This window comes from Streptomyces sp. NPDC046900 (assembly GCF_040644975.1).
Lineage (GTDB): Bacteria > Actinomycetota > Actinomycetes > Streptomycetales > Streptomycetaceae > Streptomyces.
This window is the reverse complement of sequence record NZ_JBEYXD010000020.1, coordinates 36,815-56,326: the sequence shown is the minus strand read 5'-3', so window position 1 is coordinate 56,326 and position 19,512 is coordinate 36,815. Positions and strand designations below refer to the sequence as shown.

18 protein-coding genes and 1 pseudogene are annotated in these 19,512 nt (G+C 67.8%); 11 read left to right on the top strand and 8 right to left on the bottom strand.

The features are described 5' to 3' along the window. The first annotated feature begins 1 nt into the window (after position 1). From ABZ904_RS21295 to ABZ904_RS21270, 6 genes are all read left to right on the top strand, one after another. Positions 2-817, top strand: coding sequence for a hypothetical protein (locus tag ABZ904_RS21295; RefSeq protein WP_361825034.1), 816 nt, complete (start codon positions 2-4; stop codon positions 815-817). After that, positions 814-1,449 (top strand): bifunctional 4-hydroxy-2-oxoglutarate aldolase/2-dehydro-3-deoxy-phosphogluconate aldolase, encoded by a 636-nt coding sequence (locus ABZ904_RS21290; RefSeq protein WP_361825032.1) that lies wholly within the window; start codon positions 814-816, stop codon positions 1,447-1,449. The genes ABZ904_RS21295 and ABZ904_RS21290 overlap by 4 nt, the downstream gene beginning before the upstream one ends. Continuing rightward, positions 1,446-2,351 carry an SMP-30/gluconolactonase/LRE family protein gene (locus ABZ904_RS21285; protein WP_361825030.1) on the top strand — a complete coding sequence of 302 codons (906 nt, stop codon included), beginning with the start codon at positions 1,446-1,448 and terminating at the stop codon, positions 2,349-2,351. The genes ABZ904_RS21290 and ABZ904_RS21285 overlap by 4 nt, the downstream gene beginning before the upstream one ends. 10 nt (positions 2,352-2,361) lie before the next feature. Beyond that, the gene (locus ABZ904_RS21280) at positions 2,362-3,339 is read left to right on the top strand and encodes a sugar kinase (protein WP_361825028.1); all 978 of its coding nucleotides are present in this window, start codon (positions 2,362-2,364) and stop codon (positions 3,337-3,339) included. Between the two features lie 412 nt (positions 3,340-3,751). Beyond that, positions 3,752-5,107 (top strand): FAD-dependent oxidoreductase, encoded by a 1,356-nt coding sequence (locus ABZ904_RS21275; RefSeq protein ID WP_359393541.1) that lies wholly within the window; start codon positions 3,752-3,754, stop codon positions 5,105-5,107. A gap of 260 nt (positions 5,108-5,367) precedes the next feature. Beyond that, complete coding sequence (locus ABZ904_RS21270; protein WP_359393538.1) at positions 5,368-5,712, top strand: hypothetical protein; 345 nt, start codon at positions 5,368-5,370, stop codon at positions 5,710-5,712. 144 nt (positions 5,713-5,856) lie between these two features. Here ABZ904_RS21270 and ABZ904_RS21265 read toward each other — a convergent pair whose 3' ends face one another. The 4 genes and pseudogenes from ABZ904_RS21265 to ABZ904_RS21250 all read right to left on the bottom strand — a co-directional run bounded on the left by ABZ904_RS21265 (position 5,857) and on the right by ABZ904_RS21250 (position 9,872). Then, the gene (locus ABZ904_RS21265) at positions 5,857-6,447 is read right to left on the bottom strand and encodes a hypothetical protein (protein ID WP_361825025.1); all 591 of its coding nucleotides are present in this window, start codon (positions 6,445-6,447) and stop codon (positions 5,857-5,859) included. Positions 6,448-6,703: 256 nt separating this feature from the next. Beyond that, complete coding sequence (locus ABZ904_RS21260; RefSeq protein WP_361825023.1) at positions 6,704-6,955, bottom strand: hypothetical protein; 252 nt, start codon at positions 6,953-6,955, stop codon at positions 6,704-6,706. A gap of 548 nt (positions 6,956-7,503) precedes the next feature. After that, positions 7,504-8,430 (bottom strand): annotated as a pseudogene (locus ABZ904_RS21255) (sigma-70 family RNA polymerase sigma factor). Between the two features lie 554 nt (positions 8,431-8,984). After that, complete coding sequence (locus tag ABZ904_RS21250) at positions 8,985-9,872, bottom strand: sigma factor (RefSeq protein WP_361825021.1); 888 nt, start codon at positions 9,870-9,872, stop codon at positions 8,985-8,987. Between the two features lie 480 nt (positions 9,873-10,352). On the opposite strand from ABZ904_RS21250, the gene ABZ904_RS21245 reads away from it, so the two are divergent. From ABZ904_RS21245 to ABZ904_RS21225, 5 genes are all read left to right on the top strand, one after another. After that, entirely contained in the window at positions 10,353-10,643 is a 291-nt protein-coding gene (locus tag ABZ904_RS21245; protein ID WP_361825019.1) for a WhiB family transcriptional regulator, read from the top strand. 79 nt (positions 10,644-10,722) lie between these two features. Beyond that, the gene (locus ABZ904_RS21240; protein WP_359393528.1) at positions 10,723-11,004 is read left to right on the top strand and encodes a hypothetical protein; all 282 of its coding nucleotides are present in this window, start codon (positions 10,723-10,725) and stop codon (positions 11,002-11,004) included. 56 nt (positions 11,005-11,060) lie between these two features. Then, positions 11,061-12,680 carry a cytochrome bc complex cytochrome b subunit gene (locus ABZ904_RS21235; RefSeq protein ID WP_361825017.1) on the top strand — a complete coding sequence of 540 codons (1,620 nt, stop codon included), beginning with the start codon at positions 11,061-11,063 and terminating at the stop codon, positions 12,678-12,680. Between the two features lie 241 nt (positions 12,681-12,921). Continuing rightward, positions 12,922-13,872, top strand: a complete 951-nt coding sequence (locus ABZ904_RS21230) for an alpha/beta hydrolase (protein WP_361825015.1) — start codon at positions 12,922-12,924, stop codon at positions 13,870-13,872. 205 nt (positions 13,873-14,077) lie between these two features. Beyond that, positions 14,078-14,605, top strand: coding sequence for a hypothetical protein (locus ABZ904_RS21225; RefSeq protein ID WP_361825014.1), 528 nt, complete (start codon positions 14,078-14,080; stop codon positions 14,603-14,605). Between the two features lie 232 nt (positions 14,606-14,837). On the opposite strand, the gene ABZ904_RS21220 is transcribed toward ABZ904_RS21225, so the two are convergent. The 4 genes from ABZ904_RS21220 to ABZ904_RS21205 form a co-directional block, all read right to left on the bottom strand. Next, complete coding sequence (locus tag ABZ904_RS21220; protein WP_361825012.1) at positions 14,838-15,008, bottom strand: hypothetical protein; 171 nt, start codon at positions 15,006-15,008, stop codon at positions 14,838-14,840. Positions 15,009-15,103: 95 nt separating this feature from the next. Then, the gene (locus ABZ904_RS21215) at positions 15,104-15,691 is read right to left on the bottom strand and encodes a YceI family protein (protein WP_359393520.1); all 588 of its coding nucleotides are present in this window, start codon (positions 15,689-15,691) and stop codon (positions 15,104-15,106) included. A gap of 332 nt (positions 15,692-16,023) precedes the next feature. Beyond that, a complete protein-coding gene (locus tag ABZ904_RS21210) occupies positions 16,024-17,724 on the bottom strand; it encodes an FAD-dependent oxidoreductase (RefSeq protein WP_359393676.1) in 1,701 nt (566 codons plus the stop codon). A 189-nt stretch (positions 17,725-17,913) separates the two neighbouring features. Next, positions 17,914-19,137 (bottom strand): FAD-dependent oxidoreductase, encoded by a 1,224-nt coding sequence (locus tag ABZ904_RS21205; RefSeq protein ID WP_360998478.1) that lies wholly within the window; start codon positions 19,135-19,137, stop codon positions 17,914-17,916. Positions 19,138-19,512: the final 375 nt, after the last annotated feature.

The window sequence follows — 19,512 nt, the reverse complement described above, 5'->3', positions numbered from 1 at the left end:
CGTGCGGTTGCCCGTCCGCGTCGCCACCGACGCCGACCACGGCGGGCGCTGGACGTCGCTGACCGCGGGGGACCGCGAGTGGCTGTGGCACCGCGACGAACCCCGCCGCCGCGTGGTCCGGCCCGGTGACGCCTTCGCCGACGCCGGGGGGCTGGAGGAGTGCGTGCCCACCGTGCGCGGGCTGCCCGACCACGGGGACGCCTGGTCGCGGCCCTGGCGGAGGGCCGGGGAGGAGGACGTCGTGGAGTGCCCCGACTTCCGTCTGACCCGGCGCATCCGCGAGCGGGAGGACGCGGTCGTCGCCGACTACACGCTCGCCGCCGAACCCGGCTACCGCTTCGTGTGGGCCGCACACGCCCTGCTGGACCTCTCCGAGGCCGCCCGGATCGACATCGGCGGACCAGCGGCGACCCGGCTCTACCCGGACGAGGGCGACCGCTGGGCCGGCGGCGTCTGGCCCACCGTCGACGGCATACCGCTGGACCGGCTCGGCCCGGACGACGGCAGCGCTGTGGGAGCGGTCGTCCTCGCCTCCCAGGTGTCCGTACACGACGGCACCGACACCCTGCACCTGTCCGTCGAAGCCGACGGCCAGCCGGTCGCGGTCGCCCTCTGGCGCAACCTCGGCGGCTTCCCCCAAGAGGCGCCGTACCGTTCGATCGGCGTCGAGCCGATGCTCGGCCGCGTCTTCGACCGCGCCGCGGCGGACGACGGGGACACCGCCGTCGTACCGCCGACCGGCGAGGTCGCCTGGCGGCTCACCGTCACCGCGACCCGCCACCCCTCAACCCCCGTCACCAGAAGGGATGCCGGATGAACCTGCTCGCCGCGCTGCGCGACCACCGGCTGCTCGCCATCGTCCGCGGCATTGATCCGGACGCCGCGCTGACCACCGTGCTCACCCTCGCAGAAGAGGGCGTCACCCTGATCGAGGTCTCTCTGTCCGGGCGCGACGCGCTCGATGTGATCGCGCGGGCCCGCGCCGAGCTCGGCCCCGGCGCGACGCTCGGCGCCGGAACCGTGCTCAGTTCCGACGACGCCCGTGCCGCCCAGAAAGCCGGCGCCGCGTTCCTTGTCACGCCGGCGGTCAGCGACGGCATCGCCACCGGGCGGGAGCTCGGACTCCCCGTACTCGCGGGCGTGATGACCCCCACCGACATCCTCCAGGCACGGCGGCTCGGCGCCGACGCCCTCAAGCTCTTCCCGGCAGGCAGCGCCGGGGGCCCCGGCTATCTGAAGGACCTGCGCGCCCCCTTCCCGGACCTGCCCTTCGTACCGGTCGGGGGAGTGGACGCAGCCGCGGCCGCGGACTACCTGCGCGAGGGAGCCACGGCCGTCGGCGTCGGATCGCCCCTGGTCGGCGACGCAGCCGCGGGTGGCGACCTCACCGCCCTGCGCGAGCGCGCCCGCGCCTTCCTGGACGTCGTCCGCACGCAGGGCCGCCCGTGACCACTCCCGCGGTCCTCGGGACCGACCGCCTGGAACTGGGCGAGGGCATCCGCTGGACGGACGGCCGCGCCGTGCTGACCGACATCCTCACCGGGCGGCTGCTCGCCCTGCCCGAGGGGCCCGACGCGCCGCTCACCCCGATCATTCAACTGCCCTGCCCCTTGGGCGCCGTGGCACCGGTGGAGGGGCATTCCGGCCACTGGATCGCCGCGGCGGGCACCGGCATCTGCCGCATCGACCCCGAGGGTCGCGTCGACTGGATCGCCCGCCCCGAGGACGACGCACCCGTGGCGATGCGCATGAACGACGGCGTCGCCGACCCGCAGGGCCGCTTCTGGGTCGGCAGCATGGCGTACGAGACCACCGAGGACGCGGGCTCCCTCTACCGCCTGGACCGCGACGGCCGCGTCACCCGTGTCCTACGGGACATCACGATCCCCAACGGCCCGGCCTTCAGCACCGACGGCACCGTCATGTACCTCGCCGACAGCGCCCGGGGCGTCATCCGCCGCTACCCGGTCGACCCGGTGAGCGGCGACCCGGGCACCCCCGAGCCCTTCGTCACCGTCGAGTCCGGCAGCCCCGACGGCATGACCACCGACGTCGAGGGCGGCCTGTGGACCGCCGTCTGGGGCACCGGGCAGGTCCACCGCTACCACCCCGACGGCAGCCTCGACCGGATCGTCGACCTGCCCGCCGGGCAGCCCGCGGGACTCTGCCTCGGCGGCCCCGACGGCCGTACGCTCCTCGTCACCAGCGCGCACATCGGCCTTTCCGCCCCGGAACCCCTCGACGGTGCCGTTTTCGCGGTCCGGGTGGACGTCCCCGGCGTCCCGGCCGCCCCGTACCGCCCGGCGGCCTTCTCCGGCCCTGCCCCGGCGGACCGCGCCGACACACCCTAGGAATCACACCATGAGCACCCATCGGCCACTGCGTCACGGCCCCGTGGTCTGCGTCGGCGAGACCATGGTCGCCCTCGCCCCCGACCCCCTGGGGCCGCTGGACGGCGCCGACCTGCTGCACGTCGACATCGCGGGCGCCGAGTCGAACGTCGCCCTCTACCTCGCCGACCACGGCATCCCCGCCCGCTGGGTCTCCGCGGTCGGCGACGACCCCTTCGGCCGTCGCGTACGCGCCCGGATCGCCGCGGGCGGCGTCGATGTGAGCGGTGTCCGCATGGACCCGGAACGCCCCACCGGACTGCTGCTCAAGGACCTGGGCGCGCACGGCACCCGTGTCCACTACCACCGCACCGGATCCGCCGCCTCGGCCCTCACCCCCGACGTGCTCGACGACCCGGCGCTGGCGGGCGCCGCGCTCGTCCACCTCAGCGGTATCACCCCTGCCCTGTCGCCCGGTTGCCGCTCCCTCGTCGAACGCGCGCTGCGTCCCGACCGTCCCTGGCCCGTCAGCTTCGACGTCAACCACCGCCCCGCCCTGTGGGCCGGCCGGTCCGCCGCCGACGTGCTGCGTCCGCTCGCGGACCTGGCCGACATCGTCCTCGTCGGACTCGACGAGGCCCAGTCTCTGTGGGGGGACGGCATCACCGACGCCGAAGGAGTGCGTGACCTGCTGTCCGGTCCGCCCATCCTCGTCGTGAAGGACGGGGACCGCGCCGCCACCGCCTTCGTCGGGGACGCTGTCCACAGTGTGCCCGCGCTGAAGGTGCGTGTCGCCGAACCCGTCGGCGCGGGCGACGCCTTCGCCGCAGGATTTCTCAGCGGTCTGCTGAGGCAACTCCCCGTGGACCGCGCCCTGCGCCTCGGCCACCTGACCGCGGCATCGGCCCTGAGGGTCGTCGCCGACCACGGACCGCTGCCGGACCCCGCGCTTGTGGCGGCGCTCCTGGACGCCGACGAGGGCACCTGGCGGGCCGCGGTGATCGACTGATCCCTCCGGAGGGACCGTTCCGCGGCGCGCGCACTCCCGAGGCCAGGAAACCGTGTCTGATCGTCGGCCACTACATCCGACAGCCGCGCTCACGGACTTTTCGTTCGCCAGGGATTTCCGTGTACCGGGGAGCCCTCGGCCTCCGTGTACCGGGAACCCTCTCGTAGCACGACGAGCCAGTCCTCGGCCGGGGTATGCCTTCACCCCCGTCCGGCACTCGTTCAGTTCGCCCGTGCCGGGCGTTGTATCGGCCGCATGCTCATGCTGCTGGGCGGTCGCATGGCCGGCGACCTGTCGTCGGAGTGTGCTCTGGACCTGCGGAGGGGGCGGTGAGACTCTTCACCGCCATGGCGTGTCACACCACCTTGCGCCGCTCTGTCTATGTGGTGTCGAACAACGAACAGAGGACAGCATGCGTGAGATTCTGATCGTCGGTGGTGGCTACGCGGGCTTCTACACTGCATGGCGCCTTGAGAAGAAGCTGCGTGCGGGTGAGGCGAGGGTCACGGTCGTCGATCCGCGTCCCTACATGACCTACCAGCCCTTCCTGCCTGAGGTGACGGCCGGTTCGGTCGAGGCACGTCATGCCGCCGTGTCGCTGCGCCGGCACCTGCGCAGAACCCGGCTGATCGCTGGGAGTGTGACCGAGATCCGCAACGCGGACCGGACGGTCACGGTCCGGCCCGTGAACGGCCCCGACCATCAACTGAGTTACGACACCATCGTGGTGACCGCCGGCGCCGTGACCCGCACTTTCCCCATCGCCGGAATTGTGGAGCAGGCGATAGGCCTGAAGCACGTGGAGGAGGCGGTGGCCATCCGGGACCGGTTGATGACCGCGTTCGACCAGGCCGCTTCACTGCCACCCGGTGCCGAACGACAGAGACTGCTCACCGTCACGTTCGTGGGCGGCGGGTTCTCCGGCGTAGAAGGCTTCGGTGAACTGCTGGCGCTGGCGACCGCGATGCTCAAGTCCTATCCGGAGCTGAGCATGGCCGACCTCTCCTTCCATCTGGTGGAGGCCCGGGGCCGCATCCTGCCCGAGGTGGGCGACAAGCCCGGGGCCTGGGTGGTGCGTCACTTGGAAGGCCGTGGCGGCCACGTCCACCTGAACACACAGCTGGTCTCCGCCGTGGACGGGCATGTGGTGCTCTCCGACGGAACGGAGTTCGACTCGGCGCTCATCGTCTGGGCCGCCGGCAACGCCTCGAACCCCGTCGTTCACAACCACACGGATCTGCCGGTCGACGAGCGTGGCCTGATCGTGGTCCGGGCAGATCTTCGGGTGGGCACCGACAGCGATCCTGTGCCGAACGTGTGGGCGGCGGGAGACGATGCGGCCGTTCCCGACCTGGCTTCCCCTGTGCCGGGGGCGCACACGGTGCCGAACGCGCAGCACGCCGTGCGGCAGGGCAAGCGCCTGGCCAAGAACATCGTGGCAGACCTGCGCGGGGGAAGGGTCCGTGACTACCGCCACAACAGCCTGGGAGTGGTGGCGACCTTGGGCCTGGGGCGAGGCATCTTCCAGTACAAGGGCCTTGTCATCAAGGGATTTCCCGCCTGGCTGATGCACCGGGGCTACCACGTCCTGGCCGTGCCTTCCTGGGAGCGCAAGGTGCGCGTTCTCGCCGTCTGGCTCACCGCCGCCGCGTTCGGCCGGGATCTCGTCTCCCTCGCCTCTGTACAGCACCCGCGCGACGCGTTCGTCGCCAGGGGCAATCCGCCCCGCTCCGGCCAGGACCGCGAGGGTGACCACACCACCGCCTGAGCACGCGAGGGGGCTGTCGCTTCGGCTGACGGGCGGTTCAGGCACGCGTGCCGTCACGCCATGAGCGTGAGCCGCCCGGCCCGATGGCGACCAGCAGCTCGGAGAACACCCTTGCCTCTGTCCGGCGGGGCCGGTGACGTCGCCGGCCCCGCCGGACAGACGCCACACGGCCCGGACCGCCGACGCCCGCCATCTGTTCTTCCACCTGACCGAATCCGGCATCGCCGGGACCGGAGTTTCCGTACCCCCTGGAGCACACCATGGACGCGAGTGAGGAGGCCGCACGCGGCCTGAGCGACATCGAGAACTTCCTGTACAGAGAGGCCCATCTGGAGGCAGCACATCGGCGTGTGGCAGCTTTCACCGCACGGATGCCCGAGCTGACCGAGGAGCAGACGTCGGACATCGAACGCTGGTACGTCGGAGAGCAGGTGTACATGGCCGAGATGGTGACCCAGCACATCGCCAACAGCGTCACTGCGACGGAGACGCGGTACCGCACTCGTCTGACGCGATGGCGTCGGGGAACACTGGCCGCGATGAGCCTGCTCAGCGCGGCCATGATGAGCCTGTGCATCGCTCTCGTCCTGGGCAGGAGCGTTTGACCCGCGAGGTCGCGGGCGGCGCGCCCTCCGAGCACAAGGGCGTGTTCTGACGATTACTGATGGTTACCCGATTGCCCTTCAGGTACGTGTCGGAGGAGCGCCGATGCCGCCGCCGGCAAAGGACTCCCGCACGGCGCTTGTGCGCTAGGAACGCTTGGCGCGGTAGAGGCCTCGGCCGGTCCGCTGGATACGGGATGTACCGACAAGGCGATCGAGGGTGCTGCGGACCGCGTTGATGGTTCCGCTGTCGGAATCACGACCCAGCGCTGCGGCGACATCACGAGCCCGCACGTCAGCGTCGCCGGCTGCGACGAAGTAGTCCATGATCTGCTCGGTGAGCTTGCCGTATTTCTTCTGACCGTCCGTGTCGGTGCCGACGGGAACAGTTCTCTCCTCGTCCTTGCCGCTCTTCGGCTGTACCTGGAGCGCGGACTTCCCGGTGGCGTCCGGCGACCCGAGGGAGGCCACCATTTTCTCCGGGGCGGCGGGCATCGCAGCCTGGCTCCCCTCGGTAAGCCCAGCACCGGTCGTGCCCGTCGAGGTCACTGCGGCAGCCGGGTTGCCCATCACGGCCTGAAGGGCGTGGAGGGCCCGTTGCACCGAGCTGAGATGCGCCACGACCGCGGCCAGTTCCCTCTCCAGCGCCTGCTTCTGGATCTGCAGGCGGGCCAGGTCCTCTTGAAGGCTCTCGGCGGTGATCTCGATGTCGTGTGCCGCGCGGGTTATGGAGACCATGTGTTCCTCTCGTCCTCTACCCGTCCTGCCGCGCCCCGGCTCGCCTGTTGCGCCAGCCGGCCTGGACGCGAGAGTAGCTCCACTCGACATCATATGCAGTGGGCCACGGAGGACGGAGACGCGTCAGAACGGCCCAACGGTCTCACAAGATGTTCACCCTGCCGCGCTGAGGATGGTTCGGTACGCCCTGAGAGATGTCGCACCCACGATTGCCACTGTTCGCGGTTGATGTATCGGGGATGAAAACACATGGTTGTCAGTCGACTGAGGGTTTTGCCTGTCCTGCCGCCGGATGGTCCGCAGGGTCCTCGCTGTCCGCTGCTCCGGCTGGGGTGGCGGAGATGGTGTGCAGCCGCCCCAGCGCGTCGCCGACTGCCTCGATACGCGCGTCGACGGTGTCGATCGCCTCTTGAATCATGCGCAGGCGGGCCTCGAGGAGAGCGGCCTCGGCTGCCAGAGACGCACTGGCCGCGGCAGGGTCGGGGTGCTTGTCAGGTTCTGGTGCCATCATGTGTCTTTCTGCGGCTTCAGCCGGTTTTCGTACAAACCAGTGGGTGTGCGGGGCAGCAGAGCATCGGCAGGCCCGCCCGTACGGTGTCGCAGGCGCCTGCGGCCGGTGCCGCGAACAGGCTCGCGCCACCGCATCAGCACCATCTGCATCGGGGGTGCCCGGACGGGCGCCGGACGGGACACGCAGGTTGTGGTGTACGGACAGTGCGCGGCGACCGCCGGCGCCTGAAAGGACGGATGCCCTGGTGCCGGCCCCGCCGGCCGGGGAAAGCGGGGCCCTCCGTCGCGTGGATGCATAGGTGGTCCCTGGCTTCCGAGGCCATACGTGCTCCCTTCCTCGCTGCGAGGGCTTGCGCGAGTGGCCGCACAAGTCACATCCGCATTGACCGGGTGACTGAGAGAGCTGTGACAGAGGCGCGCTACGGACGTTGCCCGCCTTGCGTGCCGGCCCGTCGCCCCTGAGATCGCCGGCAGCCAGAGCGCCGGGGATCTGCGCCAGGTGGCCGGCCGCTCGTCCCCGGCGGTGGCCCGCCCGGGCTGCTGCGGTCAGCCGCCGCTCGGCACGGGGCCGAGAGCGGCTGTGAAGCGGGAACGCGAATCGCGGAACGCAGCGATCTTGCTCGGGTTGAATACCCACATGACCTTGTGGACGCCCTCCTCCGAGGCGGCCATCGTCAGGATGGTGCTGGGCGCACCATGGTGGTGGAGCATCACGCCGGCGCGGCCGTTGACCTCGACGTATCTGAGATCCGGGGTATCTCAGAATCATGGAGCGGCGGTCGACAGTCCGGCACGGCCCAGAACCGGTTTGCATGCGGCTCCCCGGATTCCGTCGCCGTCGGACAAAGTGACGGCATCCGGGGCAAGAAGGGCTTCCAGTGCGGCCACATTCCCGGTTTGAGCCGCTGAGACGAAGGCATACAGCAGGCGGCGGTGCTCCGTCGTGTCCACGCTCTCCCGCTGCTCGCCCGTCAGATGCTTGCGAGCGCGGCTCACTATCTTGCGCACGTTGACGATGCTGAGATTCAGGATCTCGGCGATCTCGGGGTAGGTGTAATCGAATGCCTCGCGGAGTATGTAGGCGGCGCGCTCAGGGGGGTTCAGCCTCTCCAGCACCAGCAGTAGGGCCAGTTCCAGAGCCTCTGCGCGCTGCGCCTCCACCTCGGGGTCCGAGCTCGTATCGATGGGTTCGGGCAACCATGGCCCGATGTACGTCTCCCGACGCAGACGCGCGGATTGCGCGACGTTGATGGCCAATCGGGTCGTGGCGCTCGAGAGGAAGGCCACCGCGCTCACCACGGCGGAGCGGTCGGTCTTCTGCCATCGAAGCCATACTTCCTGAACGACGTCCTCGGCCTCGACCACGCTGCCGAGTACGCGGTAGGCGATTCCGAAGAGACGCGGCCGGTGCTGCACGAAGACGGAAGCGGCGTCTGCGAGGGTACTTGCCGTGGGGGACGGCTCGAGATGCATGATCCTGCGACCTTCGTCCCCGCGGTCGCGGCCGTCTGAAAGCCGGGTCATGCTGGTACAGCGTTCAAGGGGGTGGCATCGACGAGCGGTCCTCGGACCCGCTCCTCGAGTCCGACGCCCTGCAGGCCAGGAGGGCCTTCAGGGCCAGTTCCGGCATTGCAGGAACTGCGGTCACTACGAGTCACGCCTGCTCCAATTGCATGTGTTCCAGGGGCCGAGATCGGCCCCGTTCATGTGTCAGGACCGGAGCAGAGGGACGTCACTGGCTGCTGTATGGCGGAGGCAGCTTCAATAGCAGTCACACCGTGTTTTCACGGGCTCACGGCTTGACCGTCCGGTCAAGCAAACTTCTGAGCAAAGGTGCCGCATACAGGTAACGACGTCGACATAGCCCCCAGGTCAGGGCCATGTAACCGTTCCCAACAGTGTCATTAGAACACTGGCACACTGTTGACCATCAGGTGGGTCGGCCTACGGCGCCGATGAGACCTGAGGACGCCCCGTAGCGGCCCTGTCATGGCGGCGAGGTGCTGGCCGGCACCGCGTCGGCACGGCTATGCGGAGGTGGGGCCCGGGAGTGAGGGCTGGTTCCAGGAGTGCAGCTTGTCGGGGTTGAGGACGACCCAGACCTGCGTGACTCGATGGTCGGCGATGCCGAGGGTGATGACGGCGGCAACCTGGTGGTTGTAGCGGGCGACGAGGCCGGTTCGGCCGTTGACGGAATGCGTGGACAAGGTGGTGCGCAGGGGGAGCGCCAGCAGCGTCAACATGCTGTCGGCGACCTGCCGGCTGCCCCGTACCGCCCTGCTCACTGCCCTGACCTTGCCGCCGCCGTCGAACCAGGCCGTGACGTCCGGTGACAGCAACCGCACGAGTATTCCGGGGTCCCCGCTCACGCAGGCCTGGCGGAAGGCGCGGGTGAGGATGTCGTGCTCCTTCGGTGTCGTGGGTCGTGAACGCTGTATCCGAAGGTAGTGGCGTGCCCGATCGAGGAGTTCGGCGTACTCCGGTTCTGTGTGTCCCACGATGTCGGCAACCGTGTCGGGACTCATGCCGAAGACGTCATTGAGCACGAACGCCGCCCGTTCGGCCGGCGGCAGGACGTCCAGCGCGTCCAGAACGACCGGGCCGACCTCCTCCTCCTCCGTGGCAGGAGGAAGCTCGGTCCCCTGGGGATCAGGGACCGTTGCCGGCAAGCCATCAGCCCAATCAGGCAGGACAAGCCGGTCCAGACAGAGTTCGCCCGCGGTCTTCGCAAGCCAGGACCTGGGATCTGTGATCCGCTTGCGCACCCCGTTCGGCAACCGATACCAGCGGCGGTAGGTCTCATCGACGACACATTCCGCCTCGCTGGGGCTGCCCAGCATCCAGTAGGCGACATCGATCAGATACCGACGCTCCTCGAGCATCTCCGCGATCGGCGCCACGTCCGTGTGGTCCATACCGCACATTCCCCCTCGCACGACATCACTCGACGGAGCCCCGGGTATCGGCCCGGTCGACGTCCAGGAAGGCTTCAGCGACACCGGCAACCCGGCGGTGTGCCACCCACGAACGCCCGGGTGCCCAGGACGGGGGCCGCAGTAGCCGGCGGCTGAATCCTTGAGCACGACACACCTCATCCATTTTGTCGGCTCAATTCTTTAGACCGAGTACGCACGGAACCTGTGACATGGGGCTCCGCACGCGATCACAAGGACGCGGGCAGCATCCTTACGCCCGGCCCACCGCGCTGCGCAGGTGCGAAGGACTCCGACACTCGACGATGCCCGCAGGGGCCCGCACACGCCCCCTGAGTGTCACACATGTGCCGGTTGTCCGGTCTCACGTGACGGCCCTGTCACCTCTTCGCAGTGATGAGAAAGCCCGTGATCAAGTTCGGCGTCTCCTGCCGACTTTCGAACCCAGAAAGGTCCCCTCGCATGGCGATTGCAGAAGGTGACTACGCGACGTATTGGCGCGAACGGGCGGCTTGCCTGCGCATGGATCCTGACCTTTTCTTCCCCGTGGGAAACAGCGGTCTGATGCTCCAGCAAATCGAGGAAGCAAAAGCCGTCTGCGGCCGCTGCGCTGTCGTAGAGCAGTGCCTCGCCTGCGCCATGGAGTTGGGACAGGTGGACGGCATCTGGGGCGGCACCACGGCGAGCGAACGCCGGGCGATGTATCGGCGAGCTGGCCGCCGAGAAAAGAACACGGTCACCTCAGCGGCGTAACAGACCCCCTTCACCGTCCGGCCGTCCTGAGCACGACACCGCTGCACCGGGCCTGCGCCCGCACACTCAAGGAGGAACCGTGACCGAGAGCGTCCTGGAACACACCCCCGGCAGCGCGAACTCCGCAGCCAGACTCGATGAATCGGGCTGCGCCGCAGTCGTGGACGCAAGGGGACGGATCCACGATCACCGCGCGCACATCCTGCCCATGGCCAGCCCTGACTGTGTATTCGCCAACTCTTCGGGCGCGGTCGTCATACCTGCCCGGAGCCTGCACCGAGTGCTGGAGGTCGCTCTTGAACTCGAAAGTCAAGACTCCCTTTTCATGAAGGAGATCCGGACCGAGGAAGTGCCCCTCTGAGGATCTGCGGAGTCGAACGCATTCCTTGAGGTTGATCTACGAATGGTGGTTGCGGCATGAGCGGCGGGAATCGGGAAAAGGAAGCGCGCCGAGGCGGAAAGGGGGAAATGATCGCCGAATGGGTCGACGGGCGCCTGGGTGGGTACAGTTCAGTCAGAGAAAAGGCACGAAAAGCCTTCCCTGACCACTGGTCGTTCATGCTGGGGGAGATCTGCCTCTACAGCTTCATCGTCATCGTCGTCACGGGCGTGTATCTGTCACTGTACTTCCATCCGTCGATGAATGGAGTGGAGTACAACGGCCGTTATGTGCCACTGCAGGGCCAGGTGGTTTCGGATGCATTCAATTCGACCATGCACATCTCCTTCGATGTGCGTGGCGGGCTGCTGATCCGTCAGGCCCACCACTGGGCAGCGCTGGTCTTCGTCGCAGCGTTGTTCGCCCACATGATGCGTATATTCTTCACCGGAGCCTTCCGTAAGCCCCGTGAGCTCAACTGGGTGTTCGGATTCCTGCTGCTCGTCCTCGGACTGTTCGCAGGACTGACGGGATACGACCTTCCGGATGACCTTCTTTCCGGGACCGGACTGGCGGTCGTGAACGGGACAATCCTCTCCATCCCGATTGTCGGAACCTACTTCTCGATGTTCCTCTTCGGTGGCGAGTTCCCGGGGGGTGATCTGGTGGCACGTTTCAACACGATCCATGTTCTGCTCATCCCTGCCCTCATGGTGGGACTGCTCGCCGCCCATCTGTTCCTGGTCTTCTATCACAAACACACGCAGTATCCAGGCCCGGGACGGACCAACGAGAATATTGTGGGTCTGCCGCTCAAGGTGCACGCCGTGAAATCCGCAGGATTTTTCTTCCTGGTCGCCGGCGGCATCTTCGTCATCGCAGCGATTGCACAGATCAACCCCGTCTGGCTGTACGGCCCCTATCGTGCCGACCAGGTCTCGGCCGGATCGCAGCCCGACTGGTACATGGGCGTAGCGGACGGGCTGCTGCGGGTCATGCCCGGCTGGGAAGTCGACTTCTGGGGCCACACCCTGGCTCTGGACAACCTGATCCCGCTGGTGGTCGGCGTCGGCCTCTTCTTTGTCATGGGCGCATACCCGTTCATCGAGTCCTGGGTGACCGATGACGACCGTGATCAGCACATCCTCGATCGACCACGCAACCGCCCAGTGCGAACGGGGCTTGGTGTCGCTTGGCTCAGTTTCTTTCTCGTGGCCCTGATCGGTGCCGCGAACGACATCATTGCCACTCGCTTCGGTGTCGCGGTCGAATCAGTGTCGTGGGCGGTTCGCATCGGGCTCTTCGTCGTTCCTCCCACTGCTTTTGCCGTGGCCAAGCGCTTTGCTCTCGGTCTCCAGCGCCGAGACCGCGACAAGGTGCTGCACGGCCGCGAAACGGGCATCATCAAGCGGTTGCCGAACGGCGAGTTCATCGAGGTGCACGAACCGCTGAGCCGAGAAAAGCTCCACGTCCTTACCCAGTACGAGCAATACAAACCGATCACATCCGGACCTTCAGATGACGCGAGCGGCCCGGATACGGGATCTGGTCTTGCTCGGCGCCTGCGCGCCAGGCTGAGCCGAGGCTTCTACGGAGAAAACACTCAGATCGCCAAACCGACTGCGGTGGAGTACAAGGAGATCACCAGCAAGCATTGACGCACACCCGTGGTCGCCGCGGTGGCTCCGTGCAGTCTCGGCACGAGCACCGTTGTCCATGCGTACGCACCTTGCGCTCTTCCCGACGGTCCTTCCTGACCTCGCCGAAGCTCGCCTGCGGCGCGCTCCGCGAGCGGGAAATGGTGGCGTCTGCTTTTTCTTGGCATGTGTCACATCTTCAGTCAATACCCTGTCATACAGGTCAAAGCAGGAATCACCTGCCGATCCAAGGAGTGCAGTGATGACCAAGCCCGTGCTCGAACCTGCAGCGCAGGCGTTCGCGGACGCGACGGCCAACCCGCCTTTTCTGTACGAGGTCGGTCCGGAGGGTGCCCGGAAGGTCCTGGACGACCTGCAGGCGGCACCGGTGGAGAAGGCGGAAGTGGAGGAGAAGTGGGTCACGGTGCCTGCCGAGGTGGGAGACGTGCGGATACGCATCGTCAAACCTGTCGGCATCGACGGCCCGCTGCCGGTCGTCCTGTATATGCACGGTGGCGGCTGGGTGATCGGTAACGCCGGCACCCATGACCGTCTCGTGCGGGAGCTGGCCGTCGGAGCGAATGCCGCCGTCGTGTTCGTCGAGTACGACCGTTCTCCGGAGGCCACATACCCGGTAGCCATCGAGCAGGGGTACGCGACTGCTCGGTGGATCACCACGAACGGCGCTGAGGAAGGTCTGGACACCTCCCGCCTGGCTGTTGCCGGCGACTCCGTCGGTGGCAACATGGCCGCTGCGCTGACACTCATGGCCAAGCGGCGCGGTGACGTCACCTTCGTCCACCAGTCGCTGTACTACCCCGTCACGGACGCGGCCCAGGACACCGAGAGCTACCGGGAATTCGCGGACGGGCCCTTCCTCACGGCCAAGGCCATGGCCTGGTTCTGGGACTGCTACACCACCGACCCCGCCCAGCGGGCGGAGATCACCGCCTCGCCGCTGCGGGCGAGCCTGGAGGAGTTGGAGGGGCTGCCGCCCGCGCTCGTCATCGTCGACGGTTACGACGTGCTGCGGGACGAGGGCGAGGCGTACGCCCGTAAGCTGACCCAAGCCGGTGTTCCCACCACGAGCATCCGTATCAACGGCACCCTGCACGACTTCATGATGCTCAACCCCCTCAGGTCCACGCAGGCCTCGACCGTAGCGGTCGAGCAGGCGGTTCACACCCTGCTCACCGTTCTCCGCGACAACTGAGAGTTCGACGCAGCCACCTGAGAAATCAGCCACCGAGGCTGCTCGCGGTCGCCGGCGACGGGGCCCGTGAAACTCATCGGCTCCCGGCAAGCCCTGAGCATCTTCCCGCTTGCCGACTCCGGCCCATCGCCTGGTACATGCGACAGCGTCCGCCGTGTCCGTGCGTCCGGACACGGCGGAGACGGCTGCCTCGAAAGGGCCCTTCATGAACCGTCGATTGCTCTACCGACGTGCCCGCGCTCCGCTCTCCTTGATGGTCACCGTCACGGTCGCCGCCGGTCTTTTCGCCGCCTCGATGCGTCCGGCCGGCGCCGGCAAGCACGCTGTCGCGCAGCAGCGCGAGCCGACCGTTGTACGCGTCCACGGCGCGTTCGCCGACTCCACCGGCTGCAACGGCGTCGTCAAGAAGCTGAAGCGTGACGGCTATCCGGTGCTGGCCGAGGCCGGTCCGCTGCGCGGGCTCAGGATCGACGCTGCTTACCTCAAGGATCTCCTCGCGAGCATCGACGGCCCGATCGTGCTCGCCGTGCATTTCTACGGCGGAGCGGTCATCAGCAACGCCGCCTACGGCGCCGGCAATGTCAAGACGGCCGTCTCCATCGACGCGCTCATCCCGGACAAGGAGGAGAGCGCGCCGATCCTCGCGGACAGGTTCCCGGGAAGCACCCTCGGCGATGCTCTGCGCCCTGTTCCGATCTCCCTGCCGGACGGTTCCAAGGGGACGAGCTTCTAGAGCGACCAGGACACGTTCCACCACCAGTTCGCCGAGGATGTCCCCTACGAGGTCGAGGGACGTCCGCTAGAGAACGGGTCAGGGTGCGACGGCCGATGACATCGCGAACAACCCCCTGAACCTCGATGCGGCCTGGGCCCGGCTCCACCTCGAGCCACTGGGATCCATGGATGCGCCTCGGCCTGCCGCTTCGGAGTCCGACCGAGGGCTGGGTTGCGCAACTGCCGACCGCTCAACCGCCGGTGGACCGGTGCAGCGCGGAGGAGACCATTCTCATCCGTTCGTTGAGGTTCTCGAGCTCTTGGCGAAGCTCATCGGCCCGGGCCTGAAGCGTGGTGGCTTCGGCGGTCAGCGACTCGACTGTGGCCGCGATGTCGAAGTGCCTGTCAGCGGTTTGGGTCATGGTGTGTCCTTCAACGGCAACGATCGTGAGGAACGGGGCTGTGCCCGGTGAGAAGCACTCCCGGTGCACGCGAGAGGTTCATGGCGTCCGCCGGTTCAGGCGGCTTCCGCCTGCCGCACCTGCACCGCGGAGATGTCGAGGGTCAGCTTCACCTTGTCGCTGATCAGGGATCCGCTTGGCGCCAGGGCCGGGTTCCCGTCAAGTCCCCAGTGGGAGCGTTGCAGAGTGGCCCTGGCCTTGAAGCCGACCCGATGGCGACCGCGGGCGTCCTGGTGAGCTCCGCCGAACTCGAGGTCGATGTGAACAGGCAGCTCGAGGCCCTTGATCCGGAGGTGTCCCACCACGCGGACGTGGTCGTCCCCTGCATCGAGGAGTCCGGTGGAGCGGAAGGTCATGAGGGGGAACGTCGCCGCATCGAGGAAGTCCGGTCCGGTGACATGCGCTTCCCCCTCGGGAGACCCTGTGTGGAAGCTGCCGGTCTGGACACTGAGGTGGACCGCGGATCGGGTGGGACGTGATCCGTCGAGCCTGAGGATCCCCTCGAAGGTGGTGAACTTTCCGCGAAGACAGGTGTGTTGGGCGGAGAGACCGACCGTGCTGTGGACCGGGTCGACGAGGTAGACACCGGCCAGGTCGTCATAGGGGCGTGTGCGGAAAAGAGTGGATTTCCCGGGGTTGAACATGATGAGCGGTTCCTCCGTCCGTGGATTTGAGCCAGGCGCGCATTCCGGCACACAGCGGCCGTCAGCCGGATTCAGGAATGCCGGTCGAGCGAAGTGGTGCCGGCCGCACATTCCGAAGCCCGGCCCCGAAGCAGGCGCGCCTGGGTGGCCCCGTCCGTCGGTAGGGGTCACCCAGGCGCACCGCCACTGCGCGGCCCAGTGGGCGAACCGTCTCTCGGCGCTGCGGGGGACGAGCTACTCACTGGTTGTGAACACGTCGGCTGCACCAGAAATGACAGGGCGGCGGCAGTGCTTGTGACAGAGGTTCGCAGGAGTCGGAAAAGCGCGCGAGGTTATTCGGCGAGTTTTCCGTCCGTGGAGACCTCTTCCATGAGAGTGGAAATCTCCTCCGGGATGGGGGCAATACTTTCGTGGGTGATGCCGGTCGCCGGGGACCACACGAGGTTGACGTGCAGTGCGGGGTCCAGGGCGGGGTAGTCGCTGCGGTTGTGGCAGCCGCGGGTCTCGCGGCGCTCCAGTGCTGCTTCGAGGGTGGCGCGCGCTGCCAGGGCGGCGGATTTGAGATCGAAGGCGTGGGCGAGGTCCTGGTAGCCGGCGATGTCGGGGTGGACGCCGACGTCCTGCATCCTCTTCTCGATCGCGGTGAGCTCGGCCAGTCCGGTGCGCAGGCCCTCTTCGTCGCGTACGACTCCGGCGTGCTCGGTCATGGTGTTGCGGATGGCGCGCTGCAGGGCGCGGACGTTTTCCGGTCCGTCGGCGGCGAGAAGGTCGTTGATCTCGGCACGGGCCTGTGCCACCGCCGTGGCCGAGCGCGGCTGGGCGGTCAGCGACTGTGAGTAGGCGGCGGCTGCCTGGCCGGTGATGCGGCCGAAGACGAGCAGTTCGATGAGGCTGTTGCCGCCGAGGCGGTTGGCGCCGTGCAGGCCGCTGGAGGCCTCGCCGATGGCGTACAGGCCGCGCACGTCGGTGCTGTGGTCCTCAGGTCGTACCCACACCCCGCCCATGGAGTAGTGCGCGGTGGGTGCGACCTCGATCGGCTCGCGGGTGATGTCCAGCATCTGCAGGTCCAGCAGGGTCTGGTAGACCCGGGGAAGCCGGTTCATGATCGTCTGCCGGGGAAGGTGGGAGACATCGAGCCACACGCCCCCCTTGGGGGTGCCGCGGCCTTCCTTGATCTCGGTGTAGGAGGCCAGGGCCACGCGGTCGCGGGTGGACAGTTCCATCCGCTCGGGGTCGTAGCGGGTCATGAAGCGTTCCCCGAGCTCGTTGCGCAGGATGCCTCCCTCGCCGCGTGCTGCCTCGCTGACCAGGGTGCCGGCCGCGTTCTCCGGCTCGATGATCCCGGAGGGGTGGAACTGGACCAGCTCGGGGTCGCGCAGGCGCGCTCCGGCCTCCACGGCCAGGCGGAAGGAGTCTCCGGTGTTCTCGTCGCGCCGCGAGGAGGTACGCCGCCAGATCCGGGTGTGGCCGCCGGCGGCGAGAATGACCGCGTCCGCGTGGATCAGGTAGGGGGTGCCGTGGGCGAGGTCGAAGCCGTACGCGCCGAACACGGCGCCGTCGTGCACCAGGAGCCGGGTGATGTAGACACCGTCGAGGACCGGGATGTCCAGCTGCTGCGCGCGCCGGATGAGGGTGCGCTGGATCTCCAGACCGGTGTAGTCACCGGCGAAGGCGGTGCGCCGGTACTTGTGCGCGCCGAAGAAACGCTGGGAGATCCGCCCGTCGGCTTCCCTGGCGAAGTTCATGCCGTAGCGTTCCAGGTCGTCTATGCCCCGGGCAGCGCCCTGGGTGACGATCTGCACGGTGCGGGGATCAGCCAGGAGATAGCTCTCCTTGAGGGTGTCGGCCGCGTGCTGCTGCCAGCTGTCCTCGGGATCCATGGTGGCCAGGGCCGCGTTGATGCCTCCCGCGGCCAGTGCCGTGTGGGCGTCGTCCTTGGGGCGCTTGCCGACTGCGAGGACGTCGACACCGGACTCGGCCAACTCGATCGCGGCACGCAAACCGGCACCCCCGGTGCCGATCACCAGCACCATGGTGGAAAGACGTCGTTCAGTGATTGCCACGGTCCACTCCGATCGTTGTGATTGTCACTGATTAGGACAAAGCTGTCCCGGTATCTGTGACACCTTTCGCCGTCGGCAGGGCCTGTGACGTGGAGCATCAGCCCTCGACGCGGGCGAGAGACGGTATGCATCCACAACGCTCCCGCCCGGGCCGCGGCGTCACGGCAGGAGGCTCTCCAAGGGGACGTCCGGGTCGGACAGGCGTGCGTCGTCGACGTCCTTCCCAGAGGTGATGAGGGAGCGGATCGGTTCGACGACGTCCCACACGTTGACGTTCATGCCTGCCAGGACGCGGTTCCCCGCCATCCAGAAGGCGATGAAGCGCCGTTCGGAGGGGTCACCGCGGAAGACGACACGGTCGTAGCCACCGGGTTCCGCGTAGCCGACGTACTCCATTCCGAGGTCGTACTGATCCGTGTAGAAGTACGGCAGCCTGTTGTACACGGCTTCCTTGCCGAGCATGCCGAGTGCCGCCACCTCCGGCTGGTTCAGGGCGTTGGCCCAGTGCTCGACCCTGAGGTGACGGCCGAGCAGCGGGTGGTAGGCGTTGGCGACGTCGCCCGCGGCGTAGATGTCGGCCACCGAGGTCTGCAGGCGCTCGTCGGTGACGATGCCGTTGAGCACGTCCAGGCCGGCTTCCTCGGCGAGTTGGACGTTAGGGGTGATGCCGATGCCCACGACCACGGCGTCCGCCGTCAGGTGCCTGCCGTCGGCGAGCCGTACCCCGTCCACGCGGCCGTCCGTTCCGGTGAGGGACTCCGTCTGCACCCCGGTGAGCAGGTCCACGCCGTGGTCGGCGTGCAGCGCCGCGAACACCTCGGCCGCCTCACGCCCGAGCACCTTCAGCAGGGGAAGTTCCCCATGCTCGAGCACGGTCACCTCGGCGCCGGCCGTCCGGGCGGCTGCGGCGGTCTCGAGGCCGATCCATCCGCCACCGATCACGACGATCTTCGCCCCCGCCTTGAAGGCGGACTTCAGGCGTTCACTGTCTCCCACACGCCGCAGATACAGCACGTTGTCAAGGTCGGCCCCCGGGAGGGACAGCCGGCGCGGGGACGAACCGGTGGCGAGAAGCAGCTTGTCGTACGGCACCTGACGGCCGTCGTCCAGTTCCACCGTCCGCACTCCCGGGTCGACCGCGCGCGCCCGCGTGCCCAGCAGCAGGTCGACATCGTGCTCCCGGTACCAGTCGTCGGTATGCACGTAGATCGAGTCGCGTTCCTCGTTGCCCAGCAGATAGCCCTTGGAGAGCGGCGGCCGCTCGTACGGCTTCTCATTCTCGTCGCCGATGATGACGAGTGGGCCGCTGTGGCCGTGCTTGCGCAGTGCCTCCGCCGCCTTGCCCCCGGCCAGACCGCCACCGACGATCACGAAAGTATTCATGTGGTTCCTCATCTCGGACGACGCACGTCGCGAGTCATGTTGGGTCGGTCACCCATCAGACCGCTCAGCTCATGATCGTGTGACACCCCCCGGCGAGGGCCGAGGCGGAGGGCTTCGTCCACCGCGGCGCGCACATCGAGTGACGGCCGACGCTCGGACTTGCCGCTGACAGAAGACCCTTCGGACTGGCGGGACGAGGTCCGCCTGCCACCTCGCGTGCGGGCGAGGCAACAGATCCGAGCTGCGGCCGGCCGGAACCACGGTTGCCCCAGCGGTACGGACGGCAGGGAGGAGCCACGGCCGTCACAACATCATGTGCTTCCCGGTCATACCTCAAGCCGATGGCCGCCCGATGAGGCCGGCCGGTCACCTGGA

What these genes read in the sequence shown, in the direction of transcription:
- ABZ904_RS21290 (WP_361825032.1), top strand. Translation starts at nt 814, where the DNA reads ATGAACCTGCTCGCCGCGCTGCGCGACCACCGGCTGCTCGCCATCGTC.
- ABZ904_RS21280 (WP_361825028.1), top strand. Translation starts at nt 2,362, where the DNA reads ATGAGCACCCATCGGCCACTGCGTCACGGCCCCGTGGTCTGCGTCGGC.
- ABZ904_RS21275 (WP_359393541.1), top strand. Translation starts at nt 3,752, where the DNA reads ATGCGTGAGATTCTGATCGTCGGTGGTGGCTACGCGGGCTTCTACACT.
- ABZ904_RS21270 (WP_359393538.1), top strand. Translation starts at nt 5,368, where the DNA reads ATGGACGCGAGTGAGGAGGCCGCACGCGGCCTGAGCGACATCGAGAAC.
- ABZ904_RS21265 (WP_361825025.1), bottom strand. Translation starts at nt 6,447, where the DNA reads ATGGTCTCCATAACCCGCGCGGCACACGACATCGAGATCACCGCCGAG.
- ABZ904_RS21260 (WP_361825023.1), bottom strand. Translation starts at nt 6,955, where the DNA reads ATGGCACCAGAACCTGACAAGCACCCCGACCCTGCCGCGGCCAGTGCG.
- ABZ904_RS21250 (WP_361825021.1), bottom strand. Translation starts at nt 9,872, where the DNA reads ATGGACCACACGGACGTGGCGCCGATCGCGGAGATGCTCGAGGAGCGT.
- ABZ904_RS21245 (WP_361825019.1), top strand. Translation starts at nt 10,353, where the DNA reads ATGGCGATTGCAGAAGGTGACTACGCGACGTATTGGCGCGAACGGGCG.
- ABZ904_RS21235 (WP_361825017.1), top strand. Translation starts at nt 11,061, where the DNA reads ATGAGCGGCGGGAATCGGGAAAAGGAAGCGCGCCGAGGCGGAAAGGGG.
- ABZ904_RS21230 (WP_361825015.1), top strand. Translation starts at nt 12,922, where the DNA reads ATGACCAAGCCCGTGCTCGAACCTGCAGCGCAGGCGTTCGCGGACGCG.
- ABZ904_RS21225 (WP_361825014.1), top strand. Translation starts at nt 14,078, where the DNA reads ATGAACCGTCGATTGCTCTACCGACGTGCCCGCGCTCCGCTCTCCTTG.
- ABZ904_RS21220 (WP_361825012.1), bottom strand. Translation starts at nt 15,008, where the DNA reads ATGACCCAAACCGCTGACAGGCACTTCGACATCGCGGCCACAGTCGAG.
- ABZ904_RS21215 (WP_359393520.1), bottom strand. Translation starts at nt 15,691, where the DNA reads ATGTTCAACCCCGGGAAATCCACTCTTTTCCGCACACGCCCCTATGAC.
- ABZ904_RS21210 (WP_359393676.1), bottom strand. Translation starts at nt 17,724, where the DNA reads ATGGTGCTGGTGATCGGCACCGGGGGTGCCGGTTTGCGTGCCGCGATC.
- ABZ904_RS21205 (WP_360998478.1), bottom strand. Translation starts at nt 19,137, where the DNA reads ATGAATACTTTCGTGATCGTCGGTGGCGGTCTGGCCGGGGGCAAGGCG.